17 protein-coding genes are annotated in these 26,366 nt (G+C 73.2%); 11 read left to right on the top strand and 6 right to left on the bottom strand.

The genetic code is table 11. The annotated features are described in order from the left end of the window. The first annotated feature begins 3 nt into the window (after nt 1–3). Nucleotides 4–1,452: an NAD(P)/FAD-dependent oxidoreductase gene (locus AC4BEG_RS08975; protein WP_490705370.1), complete on the top strand. Its 1,449-nt coding sequence runs from the start codon at nt 4–6 to the stop codon at nt 1,450–1,452. A gap of 113 nt (nt 1,453–1,565) precedes the next feature. On the opposite strand, the gene AC4BEG_RS08970 is transcribed toward AC4BEG_RS08975, so the two are convergent. After that, nucleotides 1,566–2,063 carry a phosphatase PAP2 family protein gene (locus tag AC4BEG_RS08970; protein WP_490705369.1) on the bottom strand — a complete coding sequence of 166 codons (498 nt, stop codon included), beginning with the start codon at nt 2,061–2,063 and terminating at the stop codon, nt 1,566–1,568. Nucleotides 2,064–2,600: 537 nt separating this feature from the next. After that, nucleotides 2,601–3,950, bottom strand: coding sequence for a 4-aminobutyrate--2-oxoglutarate transaminase (gene gabT / locus AC4BEG_RS08965; protein WP_490705368.1), 1,350 nt, complete (start codon nt 3,948–3,950; stop codon nt 2,601–2,603). Between the two features lie 429 nt (nt 3,951–4,379). On the opposite strand from gabT, the gene AC4BEG_RS08960 reads away from it, so the two are divergent. From AC4BEG_RS08960 to AC4BEG_RS08950, 3 genes are all read left to right on the top strand, one after another. After that, nucleotides 4,380–6,641, top strand: a complete 2,262-nt coding sequence (locus AC4BEG_RS08960) for an ATP-binding protein (RefSeq protein ID WP_490705367.1) — start codon at nt 4,380–4,382, stop codon at nt 6,639–6,641. Nucleotides 6,642–6,884: 243 nt separating this feature from the next. After that, entirely contained in the window at nt 6,885–8,624 is a 1,740-nt protein-coding gene (locus tag AC4BEG_RS08955) for a PucR family transcriptional regulator (protein WP_490705366.1), read from the top strand. 158 nt (nt 8,625–8,782) lie between these two features. Continuing rightward, complete coding sequence (locus AC4BEG_RS08950) at nt 8,783–10,243, top strand: aldehyde dehydrogenase family protein (RefSeq protein WP_490705365.1); 1,461 nt, start codon at nt 8,783–8,785, stop codon at nt 10,241–10,243. A 27-nt stretch (nt 10,244–10,270) separates the two neighbouring features. Here the strand turns inward: AC4BEG_RS08950 and AC4BEG_RS08945 are convergent, their stop codons facing one another. Beyond that, entirely contained in the window at nt 10,271–14,263 is a 3,993-nt protein-coding gene (locus AC4BEG_RS08945) for a CHAT domain-containing tetratricopeptide repeat protein (protein WP_490705364.1), read from the bottom strand. A gap of 385 nt (nt 14,264–14,648) precedes the next feature. On the opposite strand from AC4BEG_RS08945, the gene AC4BEG_RS08940 reads away from it, so the two are divergent. The 7 genes from AC4BEG_RS08940 (at nt 14,649) to AC4BEG_RS08910 (ending at nt 23,979) form a co-directional block, all read left to right on the top strand. Next, on the top strand, nt 14,649–16,583 hold the full coding sequence (locus AC4BEG_RS08940; RefSeq protein ID WP_490705363.1) for an acyl-CoA dehydrogenase family protein: 1,935 nt from the start codon (nt 14,649–14,651) through the stop codon (nt 16,581–16,583). Nucleotides 16,584–16,696: 113 nt separating this feature from the next. Further along, nucleotides 16,697–17,962 carry a 1-deoxy-D-xylulose-5-phosphate reductoisomerase gene (dxr, locus tag AC4BEG_RS08935; RefSeq protein WP_490705362.1) on the top strand — a complete coding sequence of 422 codons (1,266 nt, stop codon included), beginning with the start codon at nt 16,697–16,699 and terminating at the stop codon, nt 17,960–17,962. Then, the gene (locus AC4BEG_RS08930; RefSeq protein WP_490705361.1) at nt 17,959–19,260 is read left to right on the top strand and encodes a M50 family metallopeptidase; all 1,302 of its coding nucleotides are present in this window, start codon (nt 17,959–17,961) and stop codon (nt 19,258–19,260) included. Before dxr ends, AC4BEG_RS08930 begins: the two co-directional genes overlap by 4 nt. Before the next feature lie 136 nt (nt 19,261–19,396). Then, entirely contained in the window at nt 19,397–20,554 is a 1,158-nt protein-coding gene (gene ispG / locus AC4BEG_RS08925) for a flavodoxin-dependent (E)-4-hydroxy-3-methylbut-2-enyl-diphosphate synthase (RefSeq protein WP_490705360.1), read from the top strand. 180 nt (nt 20,555–20,734) lie between these two features. Continuing rightward, the gene (locus tag AC4BEG_RS08920) at nt 20,735–21,580 is read left to right on the top strand and encodes a GNAT family N-acetyltransferase (protein ID WP_490705359.1); all 846 of its coding nucleotides are present in this window, start codon (nt 20,735–20,737) and stop codon (nt 21,578–21,580) included. Nucleotides 21,581–21,605: 25 nt separating this feature from the next. Continuing rightward, nucleotides 21,606–22,172, top strand: coding sequence for a GNAT family N-acetyltransferase (locus AC4BEG_RS08915; protein ID WP_490705358.1), 567 nt, complete (start codon nt 21,606–21,608; stop codon nt 22,170–22,172). A 97-nt stretch (nt 22,173–22,269) separates the two neighbouring features. Further along, entirely contained in the window at nt 22,270–23,979 is a 1,710-nt protein-coding gene (locus tag AC4BEG_RS08910; protein WP_490705357.1) for a proline--tRNA ligase, read from the top strand. A 125-nt stretch (nt 23,980–24,104) separates the two neighbouring features. On the opposite strand, the gene AC4BEG_RS08905 is transcribed toward AC4BEG_RS08910, so the two are convergent. From AC4BEG_RS08905 to AC4BEG_RS08895, 3 genes are read right to left on the bottom strand one after another with little or no spacing between them, the layout of a single operon-like run. After that, nucleotides 24,105–25,049, bottom strand: a complete 945-nt coding sequence (locus tag AC4BEG_RS08905) for an aminoglycoside phosphotransferase family protein (RefSeq protein ID WP_490705356.1) — start codon at nt 25,047–25,049, stop codon at nt 24,105–24,107. Between the two features lie 58 nt (nt 25,050–25,107). Continuing rightward, entirely contained in the window at nt 25,108–25,611 is a 504-nt protein-coding gene (locus AC4BEG_RS08900) for a ferritin-like domain-containing protein (protein WP_201882729.1), read from the bottom strand. A gap of 21 nt (nt 25,612–25,632) precedes the next feature. Then, nucleotides 25,633–26,277, bottom strand: coding sequence for a hypothetical protein (locus AC4BEG_RS08895; RefSeq protein WP_490705355.1), 645 nt, complete (start codon nt 26,275–26,277; stop codon nt 25,633–25,635). Nucleotides 26,278–26,366: the final 89 nt, after the last annotated feature.

Here is a 26,366-nt window from a genome sequence, read left to right as displayed (position 1 = left end):
AACATGGCCTCGGACGCCATGACGCGCTCTACCGGGGGCAGCACCCCCGGACCGACGTCCGCCCTGGAATCCCTGGCGGACGCCGCGTACACCCCGTTCTGGCTGGAGGACCCCGGCCGGTCCCGTGCGCGTCCCGCCCTCGTCGGCGACGAGCAGTGCGATCTGCTGGTCATCGGAGGCGGCTACAGCGGACTGTGGACCGCCCTGATCGCCAAGGAGCGCGACCCCGAGCGCGATGTGGTGGTGCTCGAGGGCCAGGAGGTCGGCTGGGCCGCCTCGGGACGCAACGGCGGCTTCTGCGCCGCCTCCCTCACCCACGGCCTCGGCAACGGCCTGACCCGCTGGCCCAATGAACTGGCCGAACTCGAACGGCTGGGCCACCAGAACCTCGACGAGATCGAGGCCGCCGTCGCCCGCTACGGCATCGACTGCGACTTCGAGCGCACCGGCGGGATCGACGTGGCCACCGAGCCCCACCAGATCGAGGAGCTGCGCGAGGCCGCCGAACTGGCCAGCCGGCTCGGCGTCGGGGAGCAGGAGTTCCTCGACCGCGACGCGCTGCGCGCCGAGATCGACTCACCGACCTTCCTCGCCGGGCTGTGGGACCGCAAGGGCGTGGCCATGGTGCACCCCGCCAAGCTGGCCTGGGGTCTGAAGCGCGCCTGCGTCGAACTGGGCGTACGGATCTACGAGCACACCCCGGCCGAGCAGCTGACGAGCGCCGGGGCGGCGATGGCCGTCCGCACCCCGTACGGTCGGGTGCGCGCCCGTCAGGTGGCGCTCGCCACCAACGCCTTCCCCTCGCTGGTGCGACGGGTCCGCCCGTATGTCGTGCCCGTCTATGACCACGCGCTGATGACCGAGCCGCTGACCGCGGAACAGCTCGACGCGATCGGCTGGAAGCGGCGGCAGGGGCTGAGCGACACCAACAACCACTTCCACTACTTCCGTATCACCGCCGACAACCGCATCCTGTGGGGCGGTTACGACATCATCTACCGCTACGGCGGCCGGGTGCGCGCCGAGTACGACCACAACCCGGCCACGTACCGCACCCTCGCCCAGCACTTCTTCCGCTGCTTCCCGCAGCTGGAGGGCCTGCGTTTCAGCCATGCCTGGGGCGGTGCGATCGACACCTGCTCGCGCTTCTCCGCGTTCTTCGGCAGCGCGCACGGCGGACGGGTGGCCTACGCCCTCGGCTACACCGGCCTCGGCGTCGGGGCGACCCGCTTCGGCGCGGAGGTGATGCTCGATGTGCTCGGCGGTGAGACCACGGAGCGCACCGGGCTGGAGATGGTGCGCAGCAAGCCGCTGCCGTTCCCGCCGGAGCCGGTGCGCTGGGCGGGTATCGGGATCACGCAGTGGTCGATGACCCGGGCGGATGCGAACGGCGGCCGCCGGAATCTGTGGCTGAAGGCGATGGACAAGATGGGGCTGGGCTTCGACAGCTGAGGTCCGGGCTTCGGGCCTGGTGCGGGGCCGGGGTTGCGGTGGTGTCTGTCCACCGGGCCCCGGCCCTGTCCTCGTTGCGGCCCCGTCTTCGTTGCCGCCCCGTCCTCGTGGTGTCAGCTTCCGGTGGGCGTCGGGGTGTTGGCGGAAGCTGTCCCGGCTTCGGAGGACTCGTCGGCCGGGGCCGACCGGCTCAGACGTACCACCGTCCACAGGAGACATCCGGTCAGCAACCAGCTCGCGACCACATCGAGCGGCCAGTGGTACGAGCGGCGCACCAGCCCCACCCCCACGCCGACGTTGAGGAGGGCGACGGCGGTGAGCAGGGTCCGCCGCGGCCATCGCCCCGGGCGCGGACACAGCAACAGCGCCGCGGCACCGTAGGCGACGGCGGCCGTCGCGGCATGCCCGGAGGGGAAGAATCCGGTCTCGTCCGCCAGCGGTCCGGGCGGCCCCGGGCGGCCGATCAGCGCCTTGAACGGAACCACCAGCGCCGGTACCGCCGCCATCGCCACCCCGGCGGCGAGCGCCGGCAGCCACCAGCGGGCCGTCCCCGTACCCCGGGCGCGCCACAAGGCCAGGATGAGCGCGGCCCCCAGCACCGGGAGCGCCACCGCCGTATTGCCGAGGTCCGCGAAGGACCCGGCGACGGGGGAGGGGACGGCGGATCCGGCGATCGCCCGGCCGAGCCGCTCGTCCAGGGAGCGCAGCGGACCGTGGGAGGCGATCTGCCAGGTGCACAGCGCGAGAAGGACAAGCAGCGCGGCGGGGAGGAAGCGAGAGAGGGAGGAAGGCGAGAAAAACGAGGAAAGGGAGGAAAGGGGAGAAACAGTCGGAGGCCCCGGAACAGGGGGGGTGGTTCCGGGGCCGCCGTGGCGACCGGTGTGCCGCGCGCCCCGGGGGGTTTGGGGCGGGCGGCCATCCGATCGGTGAGGAGATCCGGAGCCAGGGGCTCCAGTGGTGTGCGCGAGGGCACAGCCGGGTCGGGGCTGGGGAAGCACCGGCTCGGCGTCGCCCGCAGTCCCCTGCGAGCGGGGTGTTTCTCTCATCTGGAACGACCGTACGGCAGCGGAGCTCCGCCCGACAGGCCGATCACCCACCTGTCATCGGCCCCGCACATCTTCTTCACGCCGCCCGTCGATCACCTACGGTCACAGCTCGGCGAAGGCGCTCTCGATGATGTCCAGACCCTCGTTGAGCAGCTCCTCGCCGATCACCAGCGGGGGCAGGAATCGCAGCACATTTCCGTAGGTTCCGCAGGTCAGAACCACCAGACCGGCGGAGTGGCACGCCTTGGCGAGGGCGGCGGTCGCCTCGGGGTTGGGGTCCTTGGTGCCGGACTTCACCAGCTCGATCGCGATCATCGCGCCGCGGCCGCGGAGGTCGCCGATGATGTCGTACTTCTCCTGCATCGCGGAGAGGCGGCCCTTCATGACCTCTTCGATGCGCTGGGCCTTTGCGTTGAGATCCAGTTCGCGCATGGTCTCGATCGAGCCGAGCGCGGCGGCGCACGCCACCGGGTTGCCACCGTAGGTGCCGCCCAGACCGCCGGCGTGCGCCGCGTCCATGATCTCGGCGCGGCCGGTGACGGCGGCGAGCGGCAGACCGCCAGCGATGCCCTTGGCGGTGGTGATCAGGTCCGGGACGATGCCCTCGTCCTCGCAGGCGAACCACTGGCCGGTGCGGCAGAAACCGGTCTGGATCTCATCGGCGACGAAGACGATGCCGTTGGCGCGGGCGAACTCCAGGATCCTGGGCAGGAAGCCCTTGGCGGGCTCGATGAAGCCGCCCTCGCCCGCGATCGGCTCGATGACGATCGCGGCCACGTTCTCGGCCCCGACCTGCTTGCTGATCATGTCGATGGCCTGCGCCGCGGCCTCCTCGGCGCAGTTCTCCGCACCGGTCAGCCAGCGGTAGGGGTAGGCGAGCGGAACGCGGTAGACCTCGGGCGCGAACGGACCGAACCCGTGCTTGTACGGCATGTTCTTGGCGGTGAGCGCCATGGTGAGGTTGGTGCGGCCGTGGTAACCGTGGTCGAAGACGACGACCGCCTGGCGCTTGGTGTAGGCGCGGGCGATCTTCACCGCGTTCTCCACCGCCTCGGCGCCGGAGTTGAACAGCGCCGACTTCTTGGCGTGGTCGCCGGGCGTGAGCTCGGCCAGCTCCTCACAGACCTCCACATAGCCCTCGTAGGGCGTGACCATGAAACAGGTGTGGGTGAAGTCGGCCAGCTGCGCCGACGCCCGGCGTACGACGGCCTCCGCGCTGGAGCCGACGGAGGTCACGGCGATACCGGAGCCGAAGTCGATGAGCGAGTTCCCGTCCACGTCCTCGAGCACCCCGCCACCCGCGCGCACGGTGAAGACCGGCAGTACATTGCCGACCCCGTCGGCGACCGCCGCGGTCTTGCGGGCGAGCAGCTCCTGGGACTTCGGGCCGGGGATCGCGGTGACGACGCGGCGCTCCTGGGGGAGGGACGGGCCTCCGGACAGTGCGGTCATGAGGTGCTCCAGGGGGGAGGAGGGTCGGGGGTCCGGGATGTCTCGACTGCTCGACGATGTCGCGACTGTCGGATATCGGATGTCGGATGTTGGATGTTGGAAGTGCTTCATGCTTCACATGCCTGGAACGAAGGCAGGTCGGTCAAGGCAGATCGGTCGCTTCTTCGCAGGCTAGGCGCGCGGGAGCGGAACAGGCATGTTCCGTTCGGTAGCAGTGCGCGTGTTGCGTTGTCCGCGGCGGACATAGCGGCGAGGGTTCCGCCGGGGCCGGGGCCGGGGCCGGGGCCGGGGCCGGGGCCGGGGCCGGGGCCGAGGCTGGGCTCGGGAGGGGCTGTACCGCCCGGGTCACTGAACTCCCTGGGCGGGAACACTAGATTGAGCGGTGCGCATCAGCACAGGCACAGCCGGTCAGGGGGCAAGGGGCAGCACATGGACACCGAGGGCACGTTCGATTCACGCGGTATGCGGCGCGATGCGGTGCCACCCCCCGCCTCCCCGCCCACCTATCCCGCAGCTCCCACGACGCCGCCCAGGGGAGGCCAGGCGGTCCCACCGCCCCCGGGCCAGGCACCGCCGTCGTATCCGCCCGCCCCGCCCATGAGTCGCCCCGCAGGCCCGCCGCCGGTGCCGCCAACGCCTCCGGGCTCGGCCCCGGGTGCCCCCGCACGCCCGTCCTTCCTCACCTGGCTGCGCGCCCCCCGCCCCGAGGCGAGCCCGGGCGTCTGGACGTATGAGCACAAGCCCAAGCCCCCGGAGGACCCCGACCGGATTCCCGGGCGCCGACTTCTCAGTGGCGCGTTGATCTCCGCTCTCTGCGGCTGGCTGGTGTGGTCGCTGCTCTACAACGGCTATCTCGGCGGATATTGGTACTGGCCGATGTACTTGCTGACTCCGGATTCCTGGTACGAGCGCGGCGGCAACACCGAGGCGGGCTGGTGGGCGCAGCGCATCTATATCGGCATGGTCATTGCCATCCTCGCTGTCATCTTCAGCCGCGTCGGCCACTGGGGCGAAGTCTTCCGCCGCTACCTCGCCCCCCTCTTCCGCCGCGCCTGGGACGACCCCACCACCCAGCCGAACGGCGCCGCCGCCCAAGCCGCCGCCCACCCCGAGACCGACCCGGCCGAATGGCCGCAGTTGCGGGCCGCCGGGGCGCACAGTGCGGCTGATCGGCTGGCGGCCGAGGCGCGGGCCGGGGCGATGAACGACGTCGATCACGCCCGGATCGAGCGCGCCTGGCAGGCCGTGCGGGCCGGGAGGAACTCGCTCGCCGCCTTCACCGACACCCTGCTGCGCCACGGCGCCGCCGCCCACGGCCACCCCTCCGGTGCCCGCGACCTGCCCGCGCGCACAGCGCATCACGATCTCCTCGCCCGTCAGGTCCGTATCGGCACCGCCCCCGAGGACCCCCGCAACCCCTACCACCACCGCGGTGTCGGCCTCGCCCTCGACCCCGATGTGCTCGGCACCTCGCTGCTCGCCGTCGGGCCGCCCGGTGCGGGGAAGACCGGGCGGCTGGTGCGGCCGGTCGTGGAGTCGCTGTGCCTCCAGGCGCTCGCCGGGCAGACCGCCGTCGTCGCCGTCGGTCCCGCGGGGGCGGGGCTCGGGGGAGACGACGCGTTCGACGTGGTCGTGAAGATCGGCCGCCCCGACTCCGCCTACGACCTCGACCTCTACGGCGGCACCACCGACCCCGACGAGGCTGCGGGCATCCTCGCCGAGGCCCTCATCGGCGATATGGCCGCCTCGCTCCCGGGCGGCGACAGCCGCCGGGCCGCCACCGCGCTGGCCCAGCTGCTTGGCCCCTACCGCGCGGCCCACGGCCGCTTCCCGTCCGTGCCCGAACTGCGTGAGCTGCTCGACGGTTCGAAGACGGCCGTCGGCGCGCTCCGCGACGCGCTCGACGCCGCCGGGGAGCGCGCCCAGGCGCGCGAGCTGGAGGCGCGGGTACGTCAGTCGGGGGCGCCCGGAGACGCGGGCGCGCTGCTCGCCGACCGGATCGCGCTGCTGGACCGGCCCGCCTTCGCCGACTTCTTCGACACCACAGGCGACCGCCGCCCGTTCTCCCTGCGCGCCCTCGAACACCCGCTGCGGGTCCGGATCGACCTCCCCGAGCGCGGTCACGCCGAGGCGTCCCGGATGCTGGCGCGGCTGGTGCTCGCGCAGTTCACCGAGTGTGCCGTCGGCCGCGCCGACCGTTCGCTCTTCGCCTGTCTCGTGCTCGACGACGCCTCGCACACGATCACTCCCGAGGCGCTGCGCGGCATCCAGCGGCTGCGTTCCGCCAACGCCGGTGCCGTGCTCACCCTCCGCACCCTCGACGACGTCCCCGACGCCCTGCGCAGCGCGCTGCTCGGTGCCGTCGGCTGCCGGATGGCCTACGCCGGGGTGACGACCTGGGACGGGGCGCGGTTCGCCGAGGTGTGGGGCACGGAGTGGGTGGAGACGCGGGACATCACCGACCGGCAGATCATCTCCGACGAGCCGTTCACCAAGGTCCTGCACTTCATCCGCAAGGTGGTCACCGGCAAGGCCGTGACCACCCAGTCCGTGACCGTGCGGAAGGTGGAGCGCGAGCGCTGGTCGGCCTCCGAGCTGGCGCACTCCGTCCCCGCCGGGCACGCGGTGCTGTCCGTGACCTCCGTACGGGGCGAGGGCGGTCCTCCCGTTCTGGTGGACCTCCGCGGGTGACGCCACACGGGACCCCGGCGGTCGGACCGCAGCGGCACCCGGGCCCCGGCCACGTTCGCGGCGGTCGGACCCCGCGCGGGCCGATCGCCGTACCAGCCCCGCGTGCGACCGCGTCCCGCAGGGCCACCGTGGCCCGCCCGCCGCACTCCGGACGCGGATTCCCCGGATTCCTCCATTGGGGCAGAATCGGCAGTAGCCGTTCATACGGGGCGGTGAAGTCATCGCATTCGCTTCGAAGGTGCCATGCCTCCCACGCTCGCCTCTCTCGTCCACCACACCGCGCTCAAGCTGACCGTCCTCGCGGGCGAGGACCGGCTGGAGACACCCGTGCGCTGGGCCCATGTCAGCGAGCTCGCCGACCCCGTGCCCTATATGGACGGCGGTGAACTGCTCCTCATCACCGCGATGCAGCTCCGGGCCGAGGACCCGGAGGAGATGCGCCGCTATGTGCGGCGGCTGGCCGGCGCGGGTGTCGTCGGGCTCGGCTTCGCGGTCGGCGTCAAGTACGACGAGGTCCCGGCCGCCCTGGTGGCAGCGGCCAAGGAGGAGGGGCTGCCGCTGCTCGCCGTACCGCGCCGCACCCCCTTCATCGCCATCAGCAAGGCCGTCTCCGCGGCGATAGCCGCGGACCAGTACCGGTCGGTGACCGCCGGGTTCGAGGCACAGCGCGAGCTGACCCGCGCCGCCATCGGCGCCGAGGGCCCCGCCGCGCTGCTCGCCCGGCTCGCCTCCCACCTCGACGGCTGGGCGGCGCTCTACGACGCCTCCGGCTCCGTGGTCGCCGCCGCCCCCGACTGGGCCGCCCGCCGTGCCGCGCGGCTCACCGCCGATGTGGAGCGGCTGCGCGCCCGGCCCGCCCCCGCCAGCGTCGTGGTCGGCGGGGACGGCGCGGAGTCCGCGTCCGACGCGGCCGTCTCGGACCGGGTGGAGCTCCAGTCGCTGGGCACCGGGCGCCGTACCCGGGGCGTACTCGCCGTCGGTACCGGCGCCCCGCTGGGCACCGCCGAGCGTTACGCCGTGCACGCGGCCGTGGCGCTGCTGACCCTGACCACCGAGCGGTCCCGCGCCCTCCAGGAGGCCGAGCACCGCCTGGGCGCCGCCGTGCTGCGGATGCTGCTGGCGGGCGAGCCCGATCATGCGCGGGCGGTCGCCGGGCGGCTGTACGGGAGTCTGCTCGACGCGCCGTTCCGGATGCTCGTCGCCGAGGCCGCGGCCGGTGCCGGGACGTCCGGCGCCACCACGTCCCCTGCCGCCCCCGCCACCGCCGTCACCACGGACGACAGCGACCACCGCGCGGACACCGGCACCGCCCCCGCCGCGGGCGAGCCGGTCACCGCCGCCCCCCTCGCCACCCTCGCCGACGCGATGGAGGCCGCCGCGGCCCGCAACGGGGAGGCGGTGCTCGTCGTGCCCGACGGCGGACGGCTGATCGTGCTCGCTCCCGACGGCGGCGCGGCCGTCGCCGTGTGCGGGGAGCACGCCGGGGCGATAGAGCAGCGCCGGGGCGCCGCCACCCGCCCCCGCGAACGCGCCGCCGCCACCCCGGGCGACGACCTGGTCATCGGGCTGTCCGCGCCCGCGGGTCCCATCGCCGCCGCGACCGCCTACCGCCAGGCGGAGCAGGCGCTGTCGGTGGCCCGCCGCCGCGGCCGGGTGCTGGTCGAGCACGAGCAGGTGGCCGCGGGCTCGGTCCTGCCGCTGCTCGCCGACGACGCCGTACGGGCCTTCGCCGACGGCATGCTGCGGGCCCTGCACGAACACGACGCCACCGGTCGCGGTGACCTCGTCGCCTCCCTGCGCGCCTGGCTCTCCCGCCACGGCCAGTGGGACGCGGCCGCCGCCGACCTCGGCGTCCACCGGCACACCCTGCGCTACCGCATGCGCCGGGTCGAGGAGATCCTCGGCCGCTCCCTGGACGACCCGGACGTCCGTATGGAGCTGTGGCTCGCCCTGAAGGCGACCTCCCCCGCCACCGCGACCTGACCACTCCGGACCGCCCCGCACCGCCACGCCATAGCGGAGCGCACCCGCCGCCGACTGCTACGCCTCGGACAAACGCCCGGCGCGCCCCGCGGACCTACGGTGGGAGGCAGAGACATCCGCACCATCACCCCACCACTCCAGAAGGGTCGGGATCCGCCGTGCCAGAGACAAACGAAGCTGTCACCCATGCGTTCTGGCTCGCCGGCCGCAAGGCGACGGGCGAGAGCACGCTCGAGGTCACGTCCCCCTGGGACGGCCGTCGCGTCGGCGCGGTGAGCGTTCCCACCGAGGCGCAGATCGAGGAGGCCGTCGCCGCGGCCGACGCCGTCCGGGACGAGTTCGCCGCGACGCCCGCCCATGTCCGGGCCGCCGCGCTCGACCATGTCTCCCGGCGGCTCGCCGAGCGCACCGAGGAGATCGCCCGGCTCATCTCCGACGAGAACGGCAAGCCCATGAAGTGGGCGCGCGGTGAGGTCGGCCGTGCCGTCTCCGTCTTCCGGTTCGCCGCCGAGGAGGCCCGCCGGTTCAACGGCGGAGAGGCCCAGCGGCTGGACACCGACGCGGGCGGCGTGGGCCGTCTGGCGCTGACCCGCCGCTTCCCGCGCGGCACCGTGCTGGGCATCGCGCCGTTCAACTTCCCGCTGAACCTGTGCGCCCACAAGGTCGCCCCGGCCATCGCCGTCGGCGCGCCGATCATCCTCAAGCCCGCGCCCGCGACCCCGCTCTCCGCGATCGTGCTCGGTGAGCTGCTGTCCGAGACCGAGCTCCCGGCGGGTTCCTGGAGCGTGCTGCCGGTGCCTAACGACCGGATGCCCGCGCTGGTCCAGGACGAGCGGCTGCCGGTCATCTCCTTCACCGGCTCGGACAAGGTCGGCTACGCCATCAAGGAGTCGGTGCCGCTCAAGCACTGCACGCTGGAGCTCGGCGGCAACGGCGCCGCGGTCGTCCTCGGCGACTACGCCTCCGAGGCCGACCTCGACTGGGCCGCCACCCGCATCGGTACCTTCTCCAACTATCAGGGCGGCCAGTCCTGCATCTCCGTACAGCGGGTGATCGCGGACGCGTCCGTCTACGAGCGGCTGCTGCCGAAGGTCATCGCGGCGGTCGAGGCCCAGGTCACCGGCGACCCGACCGACGACGCCACCGATGTCGGCCCGCTGGTCAGCGAGGATGCCGCGCGGCGTGTCGAGGAGTGGGTGGACGAGGCCGTCCAGGCCGGTGCCCAGCTGCTGACCGGCGGCAAGCGCGACGGCGCCGCTTACGCCCCGACGGTGCTCGCGGACGTCCCGGCGGATGTCACGATCGCCCGCGAGGAGGTCTTCGGCCCCGTTCTGACCGTCCAGAAGGCCGACGGCGAGGAGGCGGCGTACGCGGCCGTCAACGCGTCCAAGTACGGCCTCCAGGCGGGTGTGTTCACCCGTGACGTCCAGACCGCCTTCCGCGCCCACCGCGCGCTGGAGGTCGGTGGCGTGATCATCGGCGATGTGCCCTCCTACCGCGCCGACCAGATGCCGTACGGCGGCGCCAAGCAGTCCGGTGTCGGCCGCGAGGGCGTGCGGTTCGCGATGGAGGACTACACCTACGAGCGGGTCATGGTCCTCACCGGCCTCGACCTGTAGGACCGGCCGTCGGCCGCGCCCGCGGCCTCAGGCGCCCACGTGGACGAACGCGGCCCACCGCGTGGGCGCCCCCGGGTGCGCGTCGCGCAGGGCCCGCACCGCGTCGTGCAGGGCGCGGGCGGCCCCGGCCGTTCCCGTCGCGGTGAACCGCGCGTAGCAGGCGTCCGCGATCCGTTCCGCCGCCGTCTCCTCGGGGCTCCACAGCGTCCCGAGGACATGCGCGTACCCGGCGAGGTGGAACGCCGCGGTCAGATGGACCGGTTCGGCGCCCGGCCCCCTCCGCGTCCCCGTTGTCACGCACCCCGGCAGATACGCGAGACGTGCGTCACCCAGGGGGAGGCGGGCGAGGTCGGCGGCGGTCAGCGGACGCTCCCGGTGGTCGTGGAGCAGCACCCGCCCGGCCGACGGCGCGCCGATCTCGCTCACCGCGCGGCAGGCGAAGTGTGCCCAGCGGTGCCGGGGGAGGGTGTCCAGCACCACGTCCCGGCGGGCCCGTTCACCGGTCAGCACCCGGCCGGCGGGCAGTCGGCGGGTCAGCGCGGCGCCCCCCTCCCGGCCCCCGGGCGGGCCCGGCGCCTCCGCGGTCGCCGGTACCGCCACCACCAGTGGTTCCTCCGGCCCCGGCGGGCCATCGGCGCCGCGCCGGACGGCGCGGGCGAGCGCGTGGACGGTGGGGGCGTAGGAGGAGACCACCCGGTCCAGTACGGAGTCGGCCGGACGGCCCGACGCGTCGTGGCGCCCGGCCGCGTGCAGCGGCAGCCCGGTCAGCGGACCCGTCGGAACCCACCACAGCCGCGGAAGCGCACCGTCCTTCGTGCCCCGGGACCGCCGGCCGGTGAGGCCCAGCGCGCCGAGCACCGGCCCGGCCACCGCGGTCCACAGCCACTCCAGCGTCTCGCGCACCCGGGCCCGCGCGCGGGCCCGTTCCTCCTCCGCCACCCCGGCGTCCTCCGCCGTGCGCACCGCGGGGAAGAAGGCGTCGGCGCGTCGGACCGCCTCCTCCCGGCTCAGCGCGGGCAGCGGAACGACCCGTACCGAGCGGCGGGTGAGCACCAGCGCGTCACAGCGCAGCCCGCTCACGTTCACGACCACGGCCCGGCCCCGCCCGTCGAGGGCGGCCAGCAGCTCCGGCACCTCCGGAGGGCGCAGGAATCCCTCGAAACCCGGCTGCTGACGGATCCGCGCCGTCAGCCGCTCCCACTCCTCCGCGAGCGCGTGCCGGTCCTCACCGCCCAGCGCGAAGGCCGCCGCGCCCGTACAGCCCGCGACGCTTGCCGAGGACCCGAAGACCGACTCCTCCGGGCGGTCCAGGGCCTTGCGCAGCTCCTCAAGACGGTGGGTCAGACCCGGGTGCTCCGCCCGCAGTTCCGGTGGTTCCGGGCCGAGGTCAAGCGCCTGGCCGAGCAGCACTCCGCGGCCCTGCTCCAGCAGCCGCAGCGCCCGCTCCGGGGCGCCGAGCCCGATCGCGCAGGCCGCCGCGTCCGACGCCAGCCCGGCGAAACCTTCCTGCGGACGCTCATCGGTGGACCGGCCGCCGCGGCGCGGTGCGGTGCGCGGCAGCAGCTCGACGGCGAGCGCGAACGGCTCCAGGGCGCCGGCGAGGTCGCCGGCCCAGAGCGCCGAGTACGCACAAGCCCGGGCGGCGCGCACGCGTGCGCTCACGGCGGCCGTCGCATCGTGGGCCAGCTCGCGGAGGACGGCCTCGGCCGCCCCCCGTGCCTCGGCCGACCGTGCCGCAGCCGCCCCCCGTGCCCCCGTGTCCCGCCCGTCCGCCGTCCGGAGTTCCAGGGCGTGGGCGTACAGGGTGAGCGCCTGGGCACGCAGCCGGTGGCCGGGCGGCGCCGCCTCGGCCGCCGCGCGGGCGTCGTCGATCAGGGCGTCCAGCGCCTCCGCGTCCCGCCGCCGTTCATGGTCCAGTCGCCGGACCTGTGCCAGCACGCTCAGCCGTTCCGGCCGGTCGGGGTCGCCGACCGGAGTGGCCGCCACCGCGCGCCGGGCGGCGTCCGCCGCGGCGCGCAGATCCTCCAGGTCGGCACGGGCGGTGAACCGCTGGTACAGGGTGATGCCCAGCCGGCACTGGAAGCGCGCGTACAGCGGCCGGCCGTCGGGGGTGGCATCGAGCGCCGTCCGCGCCAGCGCGACCGCCTCGTCCAGCGCCTCCGCCGCACCCGCGCCCTCCAGCCCGGCCAACTGCCGCAGCGCCTCGGCCAGTCGGGAGCGGGCCCCGGCGTCGTCAGGGGTGGCGGCCAGCGCCTCGCGACAGACCTGGACGGCCTCGGCGAGCGCGGAGGCGTCTTGGTGGTGCAGAAAGATCCCCAGCAGCCCTCCGGCGAGTCCGGACAGCAGCTCCGGGCGGCGCGGATCCTCCGGCGCGGTTGCCGCCAGCGCGGCGCGCGACAGTTCGACGGCGGCCGTCAGATCCTCACCGTCGTGGGTGAGCCGCCAGCGCAGCCGCAGCACCGCGGACAGCCGCGCCCGCACGGCGGGCGCCTCCGGATCGTCCGGCGGGCTCATCGCCAGCGCGTCCGCGAACAGATCGACCGCGCGGTCCAGATCGCGGCGTTCCCCGCCCCGCTCGTAACGCGACCGCGCGGCGGTGCCCAGTCCGTCCGCCGCCGCGGCACGCAGCCCGGCGTCGGCGGAGGACCGCAGCACGGACTCGAAGCCCGCCACCGCCGCCTCCAGATCCGGCAGAGCGCGGTCGCGTTCGTACCCGGCGAGCCGGGCGGCCGCCTCCCGCAGCACGGCGGCGGCCCCGGCGGCCGCGCCGTGCCGCGCGGTCCGGGGCCGCTGGGTGGTGCCGCGGCCAGCGTGCACCGCCTGCCGGACCCGGGCGCAGGTGGCCAGCGCCTCCCGGGTGCGCTCACGGGCCGGATGTCCGGCCGGGAACGTCTCCAGCGCGCGTTCGTAGGCGTCGACGGCCTCGTCCAGGGCGGGCAGTTGGACGGTGACGAGCGCGTACTGCAACAGAGCGGCGGCCAGATTGCTCAGGGCGGTCGGATAGCGCGGATGATCCGGGGGAGTGCCGCGCACCGCCGAGCGCCCGGCGTGCACGGCCTCGTCCAGGAGCGCGGCGTCCGGGTCCTGGCGGGCCCGGCGCAGCAGGCAGGTGCCGAAGTCCGTCCGCAGTCCGGCGTGTTCGGGATGGGAGGGCGGAACGGCGGACAGACAGGTGCGGTAGAGCGCGATGGCCTCGTCGATCACGGCGAGGTCGCCCGACCGCTCGAAGACCTCCTGGAGGGAGCCCGCGAGCCCGGACAGATGCCGGGCGTACTCCGGGTCCTCCCGGGAGGAGGCGGCCACCGCCGCCCGCCCCGTCTCGACGGCCTCGGCCAGCAACCCCGGGGAGCGCTCGCGTTCGTACGCCATGCGCAGCAGTACGCCGAGGGTGGACAGGGCGAGCGCGTAGCGGTCGGTGCGGGCGGAGCCCCGGTAGGTCTGGACCGCCAGCCGGCACATGTCCAGGGCGAGTTCGAGCAAGGGGGGATCGCCGGTCCGGACGTAGGCCAGCCGCAGCCCGTCGGCGGAGGTGAGCGGATCACCGGGGTCGATGGTGACGGCGGCTTCCTCGCGCGGTCGGCGCCCGGCGTCGGCGGACGGCCGCGGCTCCTGGTCGGTGAGCAGTGCGCCCAGGGTCCGCATGGCGTCCGTGGAGCCGTACCGCGCGGCGCGCTCGTAGAGGGGCCGTGCCGCACCGGGGTCGCCGAGCACCTGGTGGTGCACACCCGCGACGGCGCACAGCACCTCCGGGTCGTCCGTGCGGGCGGCCCGCGTCAGCCACTGCCGTGCCCCGTCGGCGTCCCCGCGCCGGGCCAGCCGCAGCCCGATGGCGGCCAGGGCGCGCGGATCGTCCGGGCCCGCGCGGCCAGGGCCGGGACGGTACGCCGGACGGTCCTGGAAGCCGTACGGGGAGCCGCCGCCGGAACGCGCCCAGGAGCTGTCCCCGGCGTCCGGCCCGCCGTCCTGCCGGTCCTCGTCCCACGGAGCGCGGGATGGACAGAAAGGCCGATCTCCCCCCATGCGCGGCACCCCCAGAACGTCTGGATCTCCCAGGGGGAGTGTGGCAGGAGACATGCCACACGGGGGGCGAATCGAGCCTGAGCGGACAGGGTCCTGGGTGAAGTACCGGAAAACGTCCTGAGAGGTTGCCCCGGGCCGGTCCCGCACCCCCGGAGGCGCTCGTGGACCCGTCCCGGCTTCCGCGGACCCTCAGCCGGAGAAGCCGGGGCGGGCCGGTCCCGGTCCTCCCACGGGCAGCGTGGCACGGCTCCCTCGCGCCCCACTCGGAGATCCGCGGAGGATCGTCGCGTCCGCCCGCTTTGCCGGAGTGCCCGACCGGAGGCACACTGGCAGCGGTACGTGCCGGTAATGTCACGAGATCGTCATTCGCGGCAAGGGAGCACCGATGACCGCATCATCCGTCAGGCCGGTGTCCGAGCGTGAAGCGCGCCAGGTGGCCGAGGCCGCCCGCGAGCAGGTATGGCACAAGCCGAGTTTCGCCAAGGAGCTGTTCCTCGGCCGCTTCCGACTCGATCTGATCCATCCGCACCCCGCCCCCGCACCCGACGATGTGCGCCGCGGGGAGGCGTTCCTCGTCAAGCTCCGCGAGTTCTGCGGGACGCGGATCGACGCCGCCCGCATCGAGCGCGAGTCCCGGATCCCCGACGAGACCATCAACGGCCTCAAGGAGATCGGCGCCCTGGGCATGAAGATCGACACCAAGTACGGCGGGCTCGGCCTCACCCAGGTCTACTACAACAAGGCGCTGGCCCTGGCCGGTTCCGTCAGCCCCGCCGTCGGCGCGCTGCTCTCCGCCCATCAGTCCATCGGTGTGCCGCAGCCGCTCAAGCTGTTCGGCACCCAGGAGCAGAAGGACCTGTTCCTGCCGCGCTGCGCCCGCACCGACATCACGGCGTTCCTGCTCACCGAACCGGATGTGGGCTCCGACCCGGCCCGGCTCGCCACCACCGCGGTCCCGGACGGGGACGACTACGTCCTCGACGGCGTCAAGCTGTGGACCACCAACGGCGTGGTCGCCGATCTGCTCGTGGTCATGGCCCGGGTGCCGCGGTCCGAGGGGCACAAGGGCGGGATCACGGCCTTCGTCGTCGAGACGGCGTCCGAGGGCGTCACGGTCGAGAACCGCAACGCCTTCATGGGGCTGCGCGGCCTGGAGAACGGCGTGACCCGCTTCCACCGGGTGCGGGTCCCCGCCATCAACAGGATCGGCCCCGAGGGCGCCGGGCTCAAGATCGCGCTGACCACGCTCAACACCGGAAGGCTCTCACTGCCCGCGATGTGCGCGGGCTCCGGGAAGTGGTGTCTGAAGATCGCCCGTGAGTGGTCCGCCGCCCGTGAGCAGTGGGGCAAGCCGATCGCCCGCCACGAGGCCGTCGGCGCCAAGATCTCCTTCATCGCGGCGACCACCTTCGCGCTGGAGGCCGTGATCGACCTGGCCTCCCAGATGGCCGACGAGGACCGCAACGACATCCGGATCGAGGCGGCGCTCGCCAAGCTGTACGGCAGCGAGATGGCCTGGCTGATGGCCGATGAACTGGTCCAGATCCGCGGCGGCCGCGGCTTCGAGACGGCGGCCTCACTCGCGGCCCGCGGCGAACGGGCCGTCCCCGCCGAGCAGATGCTCCGCGATCTGCGCATCAACCGGATCTTCGAGGGCTCCACGGAGATCATGCATCTCCTCATCGCCCGCGAGGCCGTCGATGCCCATTTGTCGGTGGCGGGCGACCTCATCGATCCGGACAAGTCCCTGTCGGACAAGGGCAAGGCGGCCGCCAAGGCCGGTGGCTTCTACGCCCGCTGGCTGCCCGGCCTGGTCACCGGCCCCGGGCAACTTCCCCGCTCCTACGGTGAGTTCCACCCTGAGGGCCACCGGGATCTCTCGCCCCATCTGCGCTATGTGGAGCGTTCGGCGCGCAAGCTGGCGCGCTCCACGTTCTATGCCATGTCGCGCTGGCAGGGCCGGATGGAGACCAAGCAGGGCTTCCTCGGCCGGATCGTCGACATCGGCGCGGAGCTGTTCGCGATGAGCGCGGCCTGTGTGCGGGCCGAGATGCTGCGCAACCGCGGTGACCACGGCGTGGAGGCGTACCAGCTGGCCGACGCCTTCTGCCGACAGGCCCGGATCCGCGCCGAGGAGCTCTTCGGCCGGCTGTGGACCAACACCGACGAGCTCGACCGCAAGGTCGTCTCCGGGGTGCTCTCCGGCTCGTACACCTGGCTGGAGGAGGGGGTGCTCGACCCCAGCGACGACGGTCCCTGGATCGCCGACGCCACCCCCGGCCCCTCGGCGAAGGACAACGTCCACCGCCCCATCCGCTGAGACCCCCGCCCGCCGTAGGCCCCCCGGCCCGTGATCCCAGGGCCGGGGAGGGCCGGGCGGGGGCTGGCAGGGGTGTCGTCGAGTGGGTCCCCCCGAGCCGCCACAATGGGGGGATGACGGAATCCCTGGCTGACCCGCATCTGAGCTTCCCGGCGGCCACCGCCGCCGCCGGAGCCCTGCGCGACCTCGTGATCCTGGGCTCCACCGGATCGATCGGCACCCAGGCCATCGACGTGGTGCTGCGCAACCCCGACCGCTTCCGGGTGACCGGCCTGTCCGCCGCCGGCGGGCGGGCCGGGCTGCTTGCCGAGCAGGCCCACCGGCTGCGGGTGGCCAGGGTGGCGGTCGCCCGGCAGGAGGCGGTGCCCGAGCTGCGCGAGGCGCTGGCCGCGCACTACGGCCCCGGTGAACCGCTGCCGGAGATCCTGGCCGGGCCCGACGCGGCCACCGAGCTGGCCCGTTCCCAGTGCCACACCGTGCTCAACGGCATCACCGGCTCCATCGGCCTGGCGCCGACCCTGGCCGCCCTGGAGGCGGGCCGGGTGCTCGCGCTGGCCAACAAGGAATCCCTCATCGTCGGCGGGCCGCTGGTGCGGGCCGTCGCCAAGCCCGGCCAGATCGTCCCTGTCGACTCCGAGCACTCCGCCCTCTTCCAGGCGCTGCTGGGCGGTACCCGCCAAGAGGTGCGCAAGCTGGTCGTCACCGCCTCCGGCGGCCCCTTCCGCGGCCGTTCGAAGGAGGAGCTGACCGCGGTCACTCCCGATCAGGCGCTGGCCCACCCCACCTGGGACATGGGCCCGGTGATCACGATCAACTCCGCGACCCTCGTCAACAAGGGGCTGGAGGTGATCGAGGCGCATCTCCTCTACGACATTCCCTTCGAACGGATTGAGGTGGTCGTCCACCCGCAGTCGTATATCCACTCGATGGTTGAATTCACCGATGGCTCCACGCTCGCCCAGGCGAGCCCGCCCGATATGCGCATGGCCCTCGCGCTCGGCATCGGCTGGCCCGAGCGGGTGCCGGACGCCGCGCCCGGCTGCGACTGGTCCAAGGCCCACACCTGGGAGTTCTTCCCACTGGACAACGAGGCGTTCCCCTCGATCAACCTCGCCCGGCACGTCGGCGCCCTCGGCGGTACCGCGCCCGCCGTCTTCAACGCGGCGAACGAGGAGTGCGTGGACGCCTTCCTCGGCCGGAAGCTGCCCTTCAACGGAATCGTCGATACGGTCGCGGAGGTGGTGGCCGAGCACGGCACCCCCACCGCGGGAACGCAGCTCACCGTCGCGGACGTCCTCGAGGCCGAGACCTGGGCGCGTGCCCGCGCCCGTGAACTGGCCGCCCGTGCGGCGAAGGCGACCCCGGAGGCTTGCGCATGACGACACTGATGACGGTCCTCGGCATAGTGGTGTTCGCCGTCGGCCTGCTCTTCTCTATCGCCTGGCATGAGCTCGGCCATCTCTCCACGGCCAAACTCTTCGGCATCCGGGTCCCGCAGTACATGGTCGGCTTCGGGCCGACCATCTTCTCCCGCAAGAAGGGGGAGACCGAGTACGGCGTCAAGGCGGTCCCGCTCGGCGGCTACATCCGCATGATCGGGATGTTCCCGCCCGGTGACGACGGCAAGATCGCCGCACGCTCCACCTCGCCCTGGCGGGGCATGATCGAGGACGCCAGGTCGGCCGCCTTCGAGGAGCTCCAGCCGGGGGACGAGTCCCGGCTGTTCTACACGCGCAAGCCGTGGAAGCGCGTGATCGTGATGTTCGCCGGGCCGTTCATGAACCTGGTCCTCGCCGTGGTGATCTTCCTCGGCGTGATGATGTCCTTCGGCGTCAACACCCAGACCACCAGCGTGGGCACCGTCTCCGAGTGTGTGGTCCGGGCCTCGGCCAACACCGACACCTGCCCCAAGAGCGCCAAGGACTCCCCGGCCAAGGCCGCCGGGCTCAAGCCCCGTGACAAGATCGTCGCCTTCAACGGCCATCCGACGCCCGACTGGAGCACTCTCCAGCAGGACATCCGGACGACCACCGGACCGGCCACGATCACCGTCGAGCGGGACGGCGTCCGCAAGACCCTGCACGCCAATCTCATAAAGAACCAGGTGGCCAAGTCCGACGGGGACGGCGGCTATGTCGAGGGCAAGTACGTCACCGCGGGCTTCCTCGGCTTCACTCCGGCCAACGGTGTGGTCCAGCAGTCCTTCGGACAGTCCGTGGACCGTATGGGCACCATGGTCGAGGACGGCATCGACTCACTGCTCGACCTGCCCTCCAAGGTCCCCGACCTGTGGAACGCGGCCTTCGGGGACGGTGAGCGCAAGGCGGACTCCCCGATGGGCGTCGTGGGCGCGGCCCGGGTCGGCGGCGAGGTGGCCAACCTCGACATCCCGCCCTCGCAGCGGATCGCGACGATGTTGTTCCTCGTCGCGGGCTTCAATCTCTCGCTGTTCCTGTTCAACATGCTGCCGCTGCTTCCGCTGGACGGCGGACATATCGCGGGCGCGGTGTGGGAGTCCGTACGGCGGCATGTCGCGCGGCTGGTGCGGCGGCCCGACCCCGGGCCGTTCGACGTGGCCAAGATGATGCCGGTCGCCTATGTGATCGCGGGGGTCTTCATCTGCTTCACCCTGCTGGTGCTGGTGGCCGACGTCGTGAACCCGGTGAAAATCTCCTGATGGCCCGATATGTCCCGAAGTTCACCTTTGGGTGGACTTCGGGTCCGGGTGTGCTGGCGCCCGGCCCCGTGCCGTAATCTCGGACGCGGAGCCCGCTGATCTCGGGCCTGTCACATACCTTGGGGTTGCTCGCCAGATGACTGCGATTTCGCTAGGCATGCCGTCCGTACCGACCAAGCTCGCCGACCGCCGGGTCAGCCGGAAGATCCAGGTCGGGTCGGTGGCGGTGGGCGGTGACGCTCCGGTGTCGGTGCAGTCGATGACGACGACGGTGACCGCGGACATCGGCGCCACCCTCCAGCAGATCGCGGAGCTCACCGCCTCCGGCTGCCAGATCGTGCGGGTGGCGTGCCCCTCGCAGGACGATGCCGAGGCGCTGCCGGTGATCGCGCGGAAGTCGCAGATCCCGGTGATCGCCGATATTCACTTCCAGCCGAAGTACGTGTTCGCGGCGATCGATGCCGGGTGTGCGGCGGTGCGGGTGAATCCGGGGAACATCCGGCAGTTCGACGACAAGGTCAAGGAGATCGCCAAGGCGGCCTCGGACGCCGGGGTGCCGATCCGGATCGGGGTGAACGCGGGGTCGCTGGACAAGCGGCTGCTGGAGAAGTACGGCAAGGCCACGCCGGAGGCGCTGGTGGAGTCGGCGCTGTGGGAGTGCTCGCTGTTCGAGGAGCACGGTTTCCGGGACATCAAGATCTCGGTGAAGCACAACGACCCGGTGGTGATGGTCAACGCCTACCGTCAGCTGGCCGCGCAGTGCGACTACCCGCTGCACCTGGGGGTGACCGAGGCCGGGCCGGCGTTCCAGGGCACGATCAAGTCGGCGGTGGCCTTCGGCGCGTTGCTCAGCGAGGGCATCGGCGACACCATTCGCGTCTCCCTGTCGGCGCCTCCGGCGGAGGAGGTCAAGGTCGGCATCCAGATCCTGGAGTCGCTGAACCTGCGCCAGCGCCGTCTGGAGATCGTCTCCTGCCCCTCCTGCGGCCGCGCCCAGGTGGATGTCTACAAGCTCGCCGACCAGGTCACCGCGGGTCTGGACGGCCTCGAGGTGCCGCTGCGTGTCGCCGTGATGGGCTGTGTGGTCAACGGTCCCGGTGAGGCGCGGGAGGCGGACCTCGGTGTGGCCTCCGGCAATGGCAAGGGCCAGATCTTCGTCAAGGGCGAGGTCATCAAGACCGTGCCCGAGTCCAAGATCGTGGAGACCCTGATCGAGGAAGCCATGAAGATCGCCGAGCAGATGGAGAAGGACGGCATCGCCTCCGGCGAGCCCCAGGTCTCCATCAGCGGCTGAGTCCCGCCGCCCGTATCCGGCCTCCCGATCCCTATCCGGCCCGGCCGGAGCGTGCGGGTGCGGACCACGCCGCAGGTGGCCCGCTCCGACTGCGGGGTACAGTGCGGAGAATCGACTCCCTCTTGGCCCGCAGGCCCGCGTCCGGCCCGCAGGCCCGCGACCGGTGAGGCAAACACTCGCGTGCTGACCACCTCCACCACCAGGGTCCTCGAGCCCGGCGAGCTCGACGCGGCCCTCGCGGTCCTCGACCGCGACCCGGTGTCCAATGCCTTCGTCGCCGCCCGGGTCCAGGTGGCCGGTCTGGATCCGTGGCGGCTCGGCGGCGAGATGTGGGGCTGGTACACCGGCGGACGGCTGGAGTCGCTCTGCTACGCCGGGGCCAACCTGGTCCCCATCTGCGCCACCTCCGAGGCCGTCCGCGGCTTCGCCGAGCGCGCCCGCCGGGCCGGACGCCGCTGCTCCTCCATCGTCGGCCCCGCGGACACCACCGCCGAGCTGTGGTCCCTGCTCGAGCCCAGCTGGGGACCGGCCCGCGAGGTCCGCGCCCACCAGCCGCTGATGGTCACCACCTCGATGCCCGCAGGTGTCCCGCCCGACCCGCTGGTGCGCCGGATCCGCAGGGACGAGATGGACGTGATCATGCCCGCGTGCGTGGCCATGTTCACCGAGGAGGTCGGCGTCTCCCCGCTCGCCGGTGACGGCGGACTGCTCTACCAGGCCCGGGTCGCCGAACTGGTCACCGCCGGGCGCTCGTTCGCCCGCGTGGAGAACGGCCGGGTGGTCTTCAAGGCCGAGATCGGCGCCGCCACCCCGCACGCCTGCCAGATCCAGGGCGTCTGGGTCGCCCCCGAGTACCGCGGCCGCGGACTCTCCGAGACCGGGATGGCCGCCGTGCTGAACTACGCCCTGCACGAGGTCGCCCCCGTGGTGAGCCTGTACGTCAACGACTTCAACACCGCGGCCCGCGCTGCCTATCGCCGTGTCGGATTCCAGGAGGTCGGCGCCTTCATGAGTGTGCTGTTCTGATCGACGGCCCAGTAGGGTCTGGCCCATGGTGCATCTGCCCGGGGAGCGGTTCCCGGACTCCGAAGGCGTCGCCGTCGGGCCGCTCGACCTCGCCGCGCGCGTGGACGACGCCCTCGCCGTCCAGGCCGTGGCCTTCGGGCTCACGGCCGAGGAGGTCGGCGTACGGCGCCATATCGTGCTGCGCCACCTCACCAGCCCCGGCGCCCGCGCGCTGGGCGCCACCACCCCCACCGGCCGGCTCGTGGGCTTCGTCTACGGCATGCCGAACGACCGCACCCACTGGTGGTCCACCGTCGTCCAGCCCTATCTGCGCGCCGCCGGACACGAGGACTGGCTCGACGACTCCTTCGTCATCACCGAACTGCACGTCCACCCCGCCTACCAGAACCGCGGCATCGGACGCCGGCTGATCACCGCCATCACCGACGGCGTCTGCCAGCCGCGCTCCCTGCTGTCCGCCATCGACACCGACAGCCCCGCCCGCGGTCTGTACCGGTCCCTCGGCTACACCGACCTCGCCCGCCGGGTGCTCTTCCCGAGCGCGCCGAGCCCGTACGCGGTCATGGGGGCGCTCCTTCCGCTGCGCCGCTGAGCCGCCTCAGGGACCGCGCGCGCACAACGCATTTCCCGGTTGTGCGCACCTGCGGCTAACCTCCTGCACATCCCATACCGCACGCAGGAGAGACCTCATGGCCCACGCCGTCAACGTCCAGCGCATGTCCACGATGATGCTGAAGACGCTGCGCGAAGACCCGGCGGACGCCGAGACCGCCAGCCACAAGCTGCTCGTCCGGGCCGGTTACGTCCGCCGCGCCTCGGCGGGCATCTGGACCTGGCTGCCGGTCGGCAAGAAGGTCCTGGAGAACGTCGCGCGGATCGTCCGCGAGGAGATGGACGCCATCGGCGCCCAGGAGGTCCTGCTGCCCGCGCTGCTGCCCAAGGAGCCGTACGAGGCCAGTGGCCGCTGGGAGGAGTACGGCGACCTGCTGTTCCGCCTCAAGGACCGCAAGGGCGGTGACTACCTCCTCGGCCCCACCCATGAGGAGATCTTCACTCTGACGGTGAAGGACCAGTGCACGTCCTACAAGGACCTGCCGGTCACGCTCTACCAGATCCAGACCAAGTACCGGGATGAGGCCCGCCCCCGCTCCGGTGTGCTGCGGGGCCGCGAGTTCCTGATGAAGGACTCCTACTCCTTCGACACCACCGACGAGGGTCTGGCCGAGTCCTACCGGCTGCACCGCGAGGCGTACCGCCGGATCTTCGAGCGCCTGGGCCTGGACTACCGCATCGTCTCCGCGGTCTCCGGCGCGATGGGCGGCTCGGCCTCCGAGGAGTTCCTCGCCCCGGCGGCGGCCGGTGAGGACACCTTCGTGGACTGTCCGAACTGCGACTACGCGGCCAACACCGAGGCCTACACGGTGACCGTGCCGCCCGTCGAGGGCGGTACCCACGGCCCCGTCGAGGAGGTGGACACCCCCGACACCCCCACCATCGAGACCCTCGCCGAGCACCTGGGCATCCCGGCCTCCGCGACCCTGAAGAACCTCCTGATCAAGGTCGACGGCGAGATCACCGCGGTGGGCGTCCCCGGCGACCGCGAGGTGGACCTCGGCAAGCTGGGGGAGCACCTCGCCCCCGCCGAGATCGAGCTGGTCACCGCCGAGGACTTCGAAGGCCGCCCCGACCTGGTGCGCGGCTACGTGGGCCCGCAGGGCCTGGCGGGGAAGTCCTTCCGCTACATCGCCGACCCGCGCGTCGCCCCCGGCACCGCCTGGGTCACCGGCGCCAACAAGGCCGACACCCACGCCCGCAATGTCGTCTGCGGCCGTGACTTCGACGTCGACGACTACCTGGACGTTGCCGTGGTCGAGCCGGGCGACCCCTGCCCGAAGTGCGGCGCGGGCATCGAGCTGGACCGGGCCATCGAGATCGGCCACATCTTCCAGCTCGGCCGCAAGTACGCCGACGCCTTCCAGCTGGATGTGCTCGGCCAGAACGGCAAGCCGGTCCGCGTCACCATGGGCTCCTACGGCGTCGGCGTCTCCCGCGCGGTGGCCGCCCTCGCCGAGCAGACCCACGACGAGTCCGGTCTGTGCTGGCCGCGCGAGGTCGCCCCGGCCGATGTCCACATCGTCGCCGCGGGCAAGGCCCTCCAGACCGAGCTGGCCGTCGACATCGCGGAGAAGCTGGGCACGGCGGGCGTGCGCGTCATGGTCGACGACCGCGCGGGCGTCTCCCCGGGCGTGAAGTTCACCGACGCGGAGCTGATCGGTGTCCCGACCATCCTGGTCGTCGGCCGCGGCGCCAAGGACGGCGTGGTGGAGCTGAAGGACCGTCGCACCGGCGAGCGCGAGGAACTCCCCATCGACGACGCCATCGCCCGTCTCACCGCCTGACACCCCCTACGGAACGACGCCCGGCCCGCCGCCCCAGCATGGCGCGCCGGGCGGCGGACCGTGCCGGGGCGGCGTGCCGGGGCGGGGACGCGTGGCCGCCGGGGCGGCCCCTGTGAAGACGGGCCTCAGAGCCAGCCCGCGAACTCCAGCAGCAGTTCGGCGCGGGGGCGGTGGCCGGCGTCGGCGTGGTGCCGCGCGGTGGCCACCGCGCGGTAGAGGGTCCAGCCCCGCAGCCGGTCGCGGTCCACGTCCAGGGAGTCGGCCAGCTTGGCCACCCGGCGGCGGGCCGCCGCGGCCGGGCCGGAGCCCGCGGCCAGGTCCTCGCAGCGGTCGAGCACCAGCTGCGCCAGGTCGTAGGCACGCTCGCCGACCAGCGGGGCGGGGCCCACCGCGAGCCAGGGCGCCCGTTCCCCGGCGAGCACCTTGCCCTGCCGGAAGTCACCGTGCAGCAGGACCGTTTCGGGAGGCTCCGCAAGCAGTTCCGCCCGCAGCCGCACCGCCTCTTCGGCCAGTGGGCGCGCGTCGGCCGCCCAGCTCCCGGCGGGGAGCAGCAGCTCCACCTCGTGGCCCGCGCCGGTGCGCTCCGCGACCGTGTCGAAAGGGTGCTCATCGGGCGGCGGTACCCACAGCCGCCGTACCGTGCCCGTCGCCTCCAGCAGCGCCTTCGCCTCGGGCAGCGAACGCACCGAGACAGCGCTGCTCAGCCGTTCGATCAGCAGCGCACCGGTGTCGGGGTCGGCGCGCAGCAGACAGGCCGCGCCCCATCCGTTCCAGTGCGCGAGCGCCGCGCGCTCCCGCTCCGCCTCGGGCCCGGGGACGGGCAGCTTCAGCGCCGCCGGAGTGCCGTCCGCCTGCCGTACCAGGGCGACCAGGCTGCCCAGGCCGCCGGGCGTCACCACCCGCTCCGGGGTCAGCTCCCAGGCGTCGAGCAGCTGCCCCACGGTCTCCGGCAGGGCGTCCAGCCAGCTGCGGACGGGGCCTTCCGGAGCGTCGCTCAGCGCGTCCAGCAGCCGCTTCGGCGGGTGGAAGGCGGCCGTATCCCGTCCACCGGGCTGCGGTGCCGATGCCATGCCTGAGCCGTCCCCTCCATCAACGTCATCACCATCACCGTTCGCTTCACGGCCTCTGTCACAGCGCGTCGGCCGGACCGCTCGCCGACGAGGACGGGGCGGCCGAGGCAGCGTGTTCGGTGAGTCCAGGGAAGGCTACGCCGCTGCCGCGCCAGCGCACCGCCCGGACCGCCGCCTCTCGCAGCGCGCCCGCCGCCTGACGGCGCAGCGAGGCGTCACCCGCCCGTACGAGATCGGCGTAGACGGCGGCGATACGGCTCTCCAGCTCCGCGGCGAGCCGCACCGCGGCGGCGGCGTCCGGTACGGCGAAGGGCAGTGCGTAGGCGGGCGCCGCGCCCGCGGGGGTGCCGCCGAGGTCGCGCACGGTGCGGACGAGCGCGTCCCGGCGTGCGCGGTGCGCCGCGTACCCCTCGCGGGCCTCCGCGAGGCGGTTGTCGCCGATCCGGCCGCCGACGACGCCGTAGCCGTAGACGGCGGCGTGTTCGGCGGCGAGCGCGGCCTGTGCGGCTCTGAGCGCCGCGGCGCGGCTGCCGCCGGCCGTACGGCCTGGTCGAGAGGCCATGTCAGTACCCCTTCGCGGTGGTCATGAGCCCGAGCCGTCCTGGGCCAGCAGATACACATGGGCGGCGCCGCAGGCCGCGACGGAGGCCAGCAGCCGGGCGAGTTCGGGCGGCGCGGTGACGAGGGCGGTGGTGCGGGTGTCGGCGATGTGCCGCTCGGCCTGGGCGAGCGCGGCGAGGGCCTGCTTCTCGTCCTTGGGCACCGCGGACGGCCGCTCCCGCCGCGCGGAGGCCGATGCGGACGCCGAGGGTGCCCCGGAAGCGGTGGGGGAGGCGGACCGCTCGTGGCCGCGGAACGCGGCGGCGTGCCGTGCGGTCTCCGCCCGCAGCGGTGCCAGGCGCTTCGCAAGGGCGGGGTGCGCGTTCACGGTCGCGTCGTAGCGTGCCAGTAGTGCGGTGGAGTCCCGCGCGCCGGTGGCGCGGAGTTTTGCGACGCTCGCGGCCTCGCCGGTGCCGGGCCGGGTCTCGGAGTCGTCGGAGCAGCCGCTCAGCAGCGCGAGGGCCCCCAGCGCTCCGCCGCCGAGCAGCAGCGCACGCCGTGGGGGCGTTCCCGAGCCCGGGGCCGCGGGGGAGGTGCCGGTGGGGGACGGGGGGCCTGGTGGGGGCGTGCTGATCGACACGTTCCTCTTTCCGGGCTGCGGCAGCTCCCGGCCGCCGTTAGTGATCACAGCAGGCGAGCGTACCCGCGCGGGAGCCCGAAGCCCGGCAGCGCCCACCGAATCGTCAGCCCGCCGCCGGAACAGATAGGCTTTGATCT

It is taken from the genome of Streptomyces sp. JLBJ103 (assembly GCF_058215575.1).
This window is presented reverse-complemented; position numbering and strand designations above follow the sequence as displayed.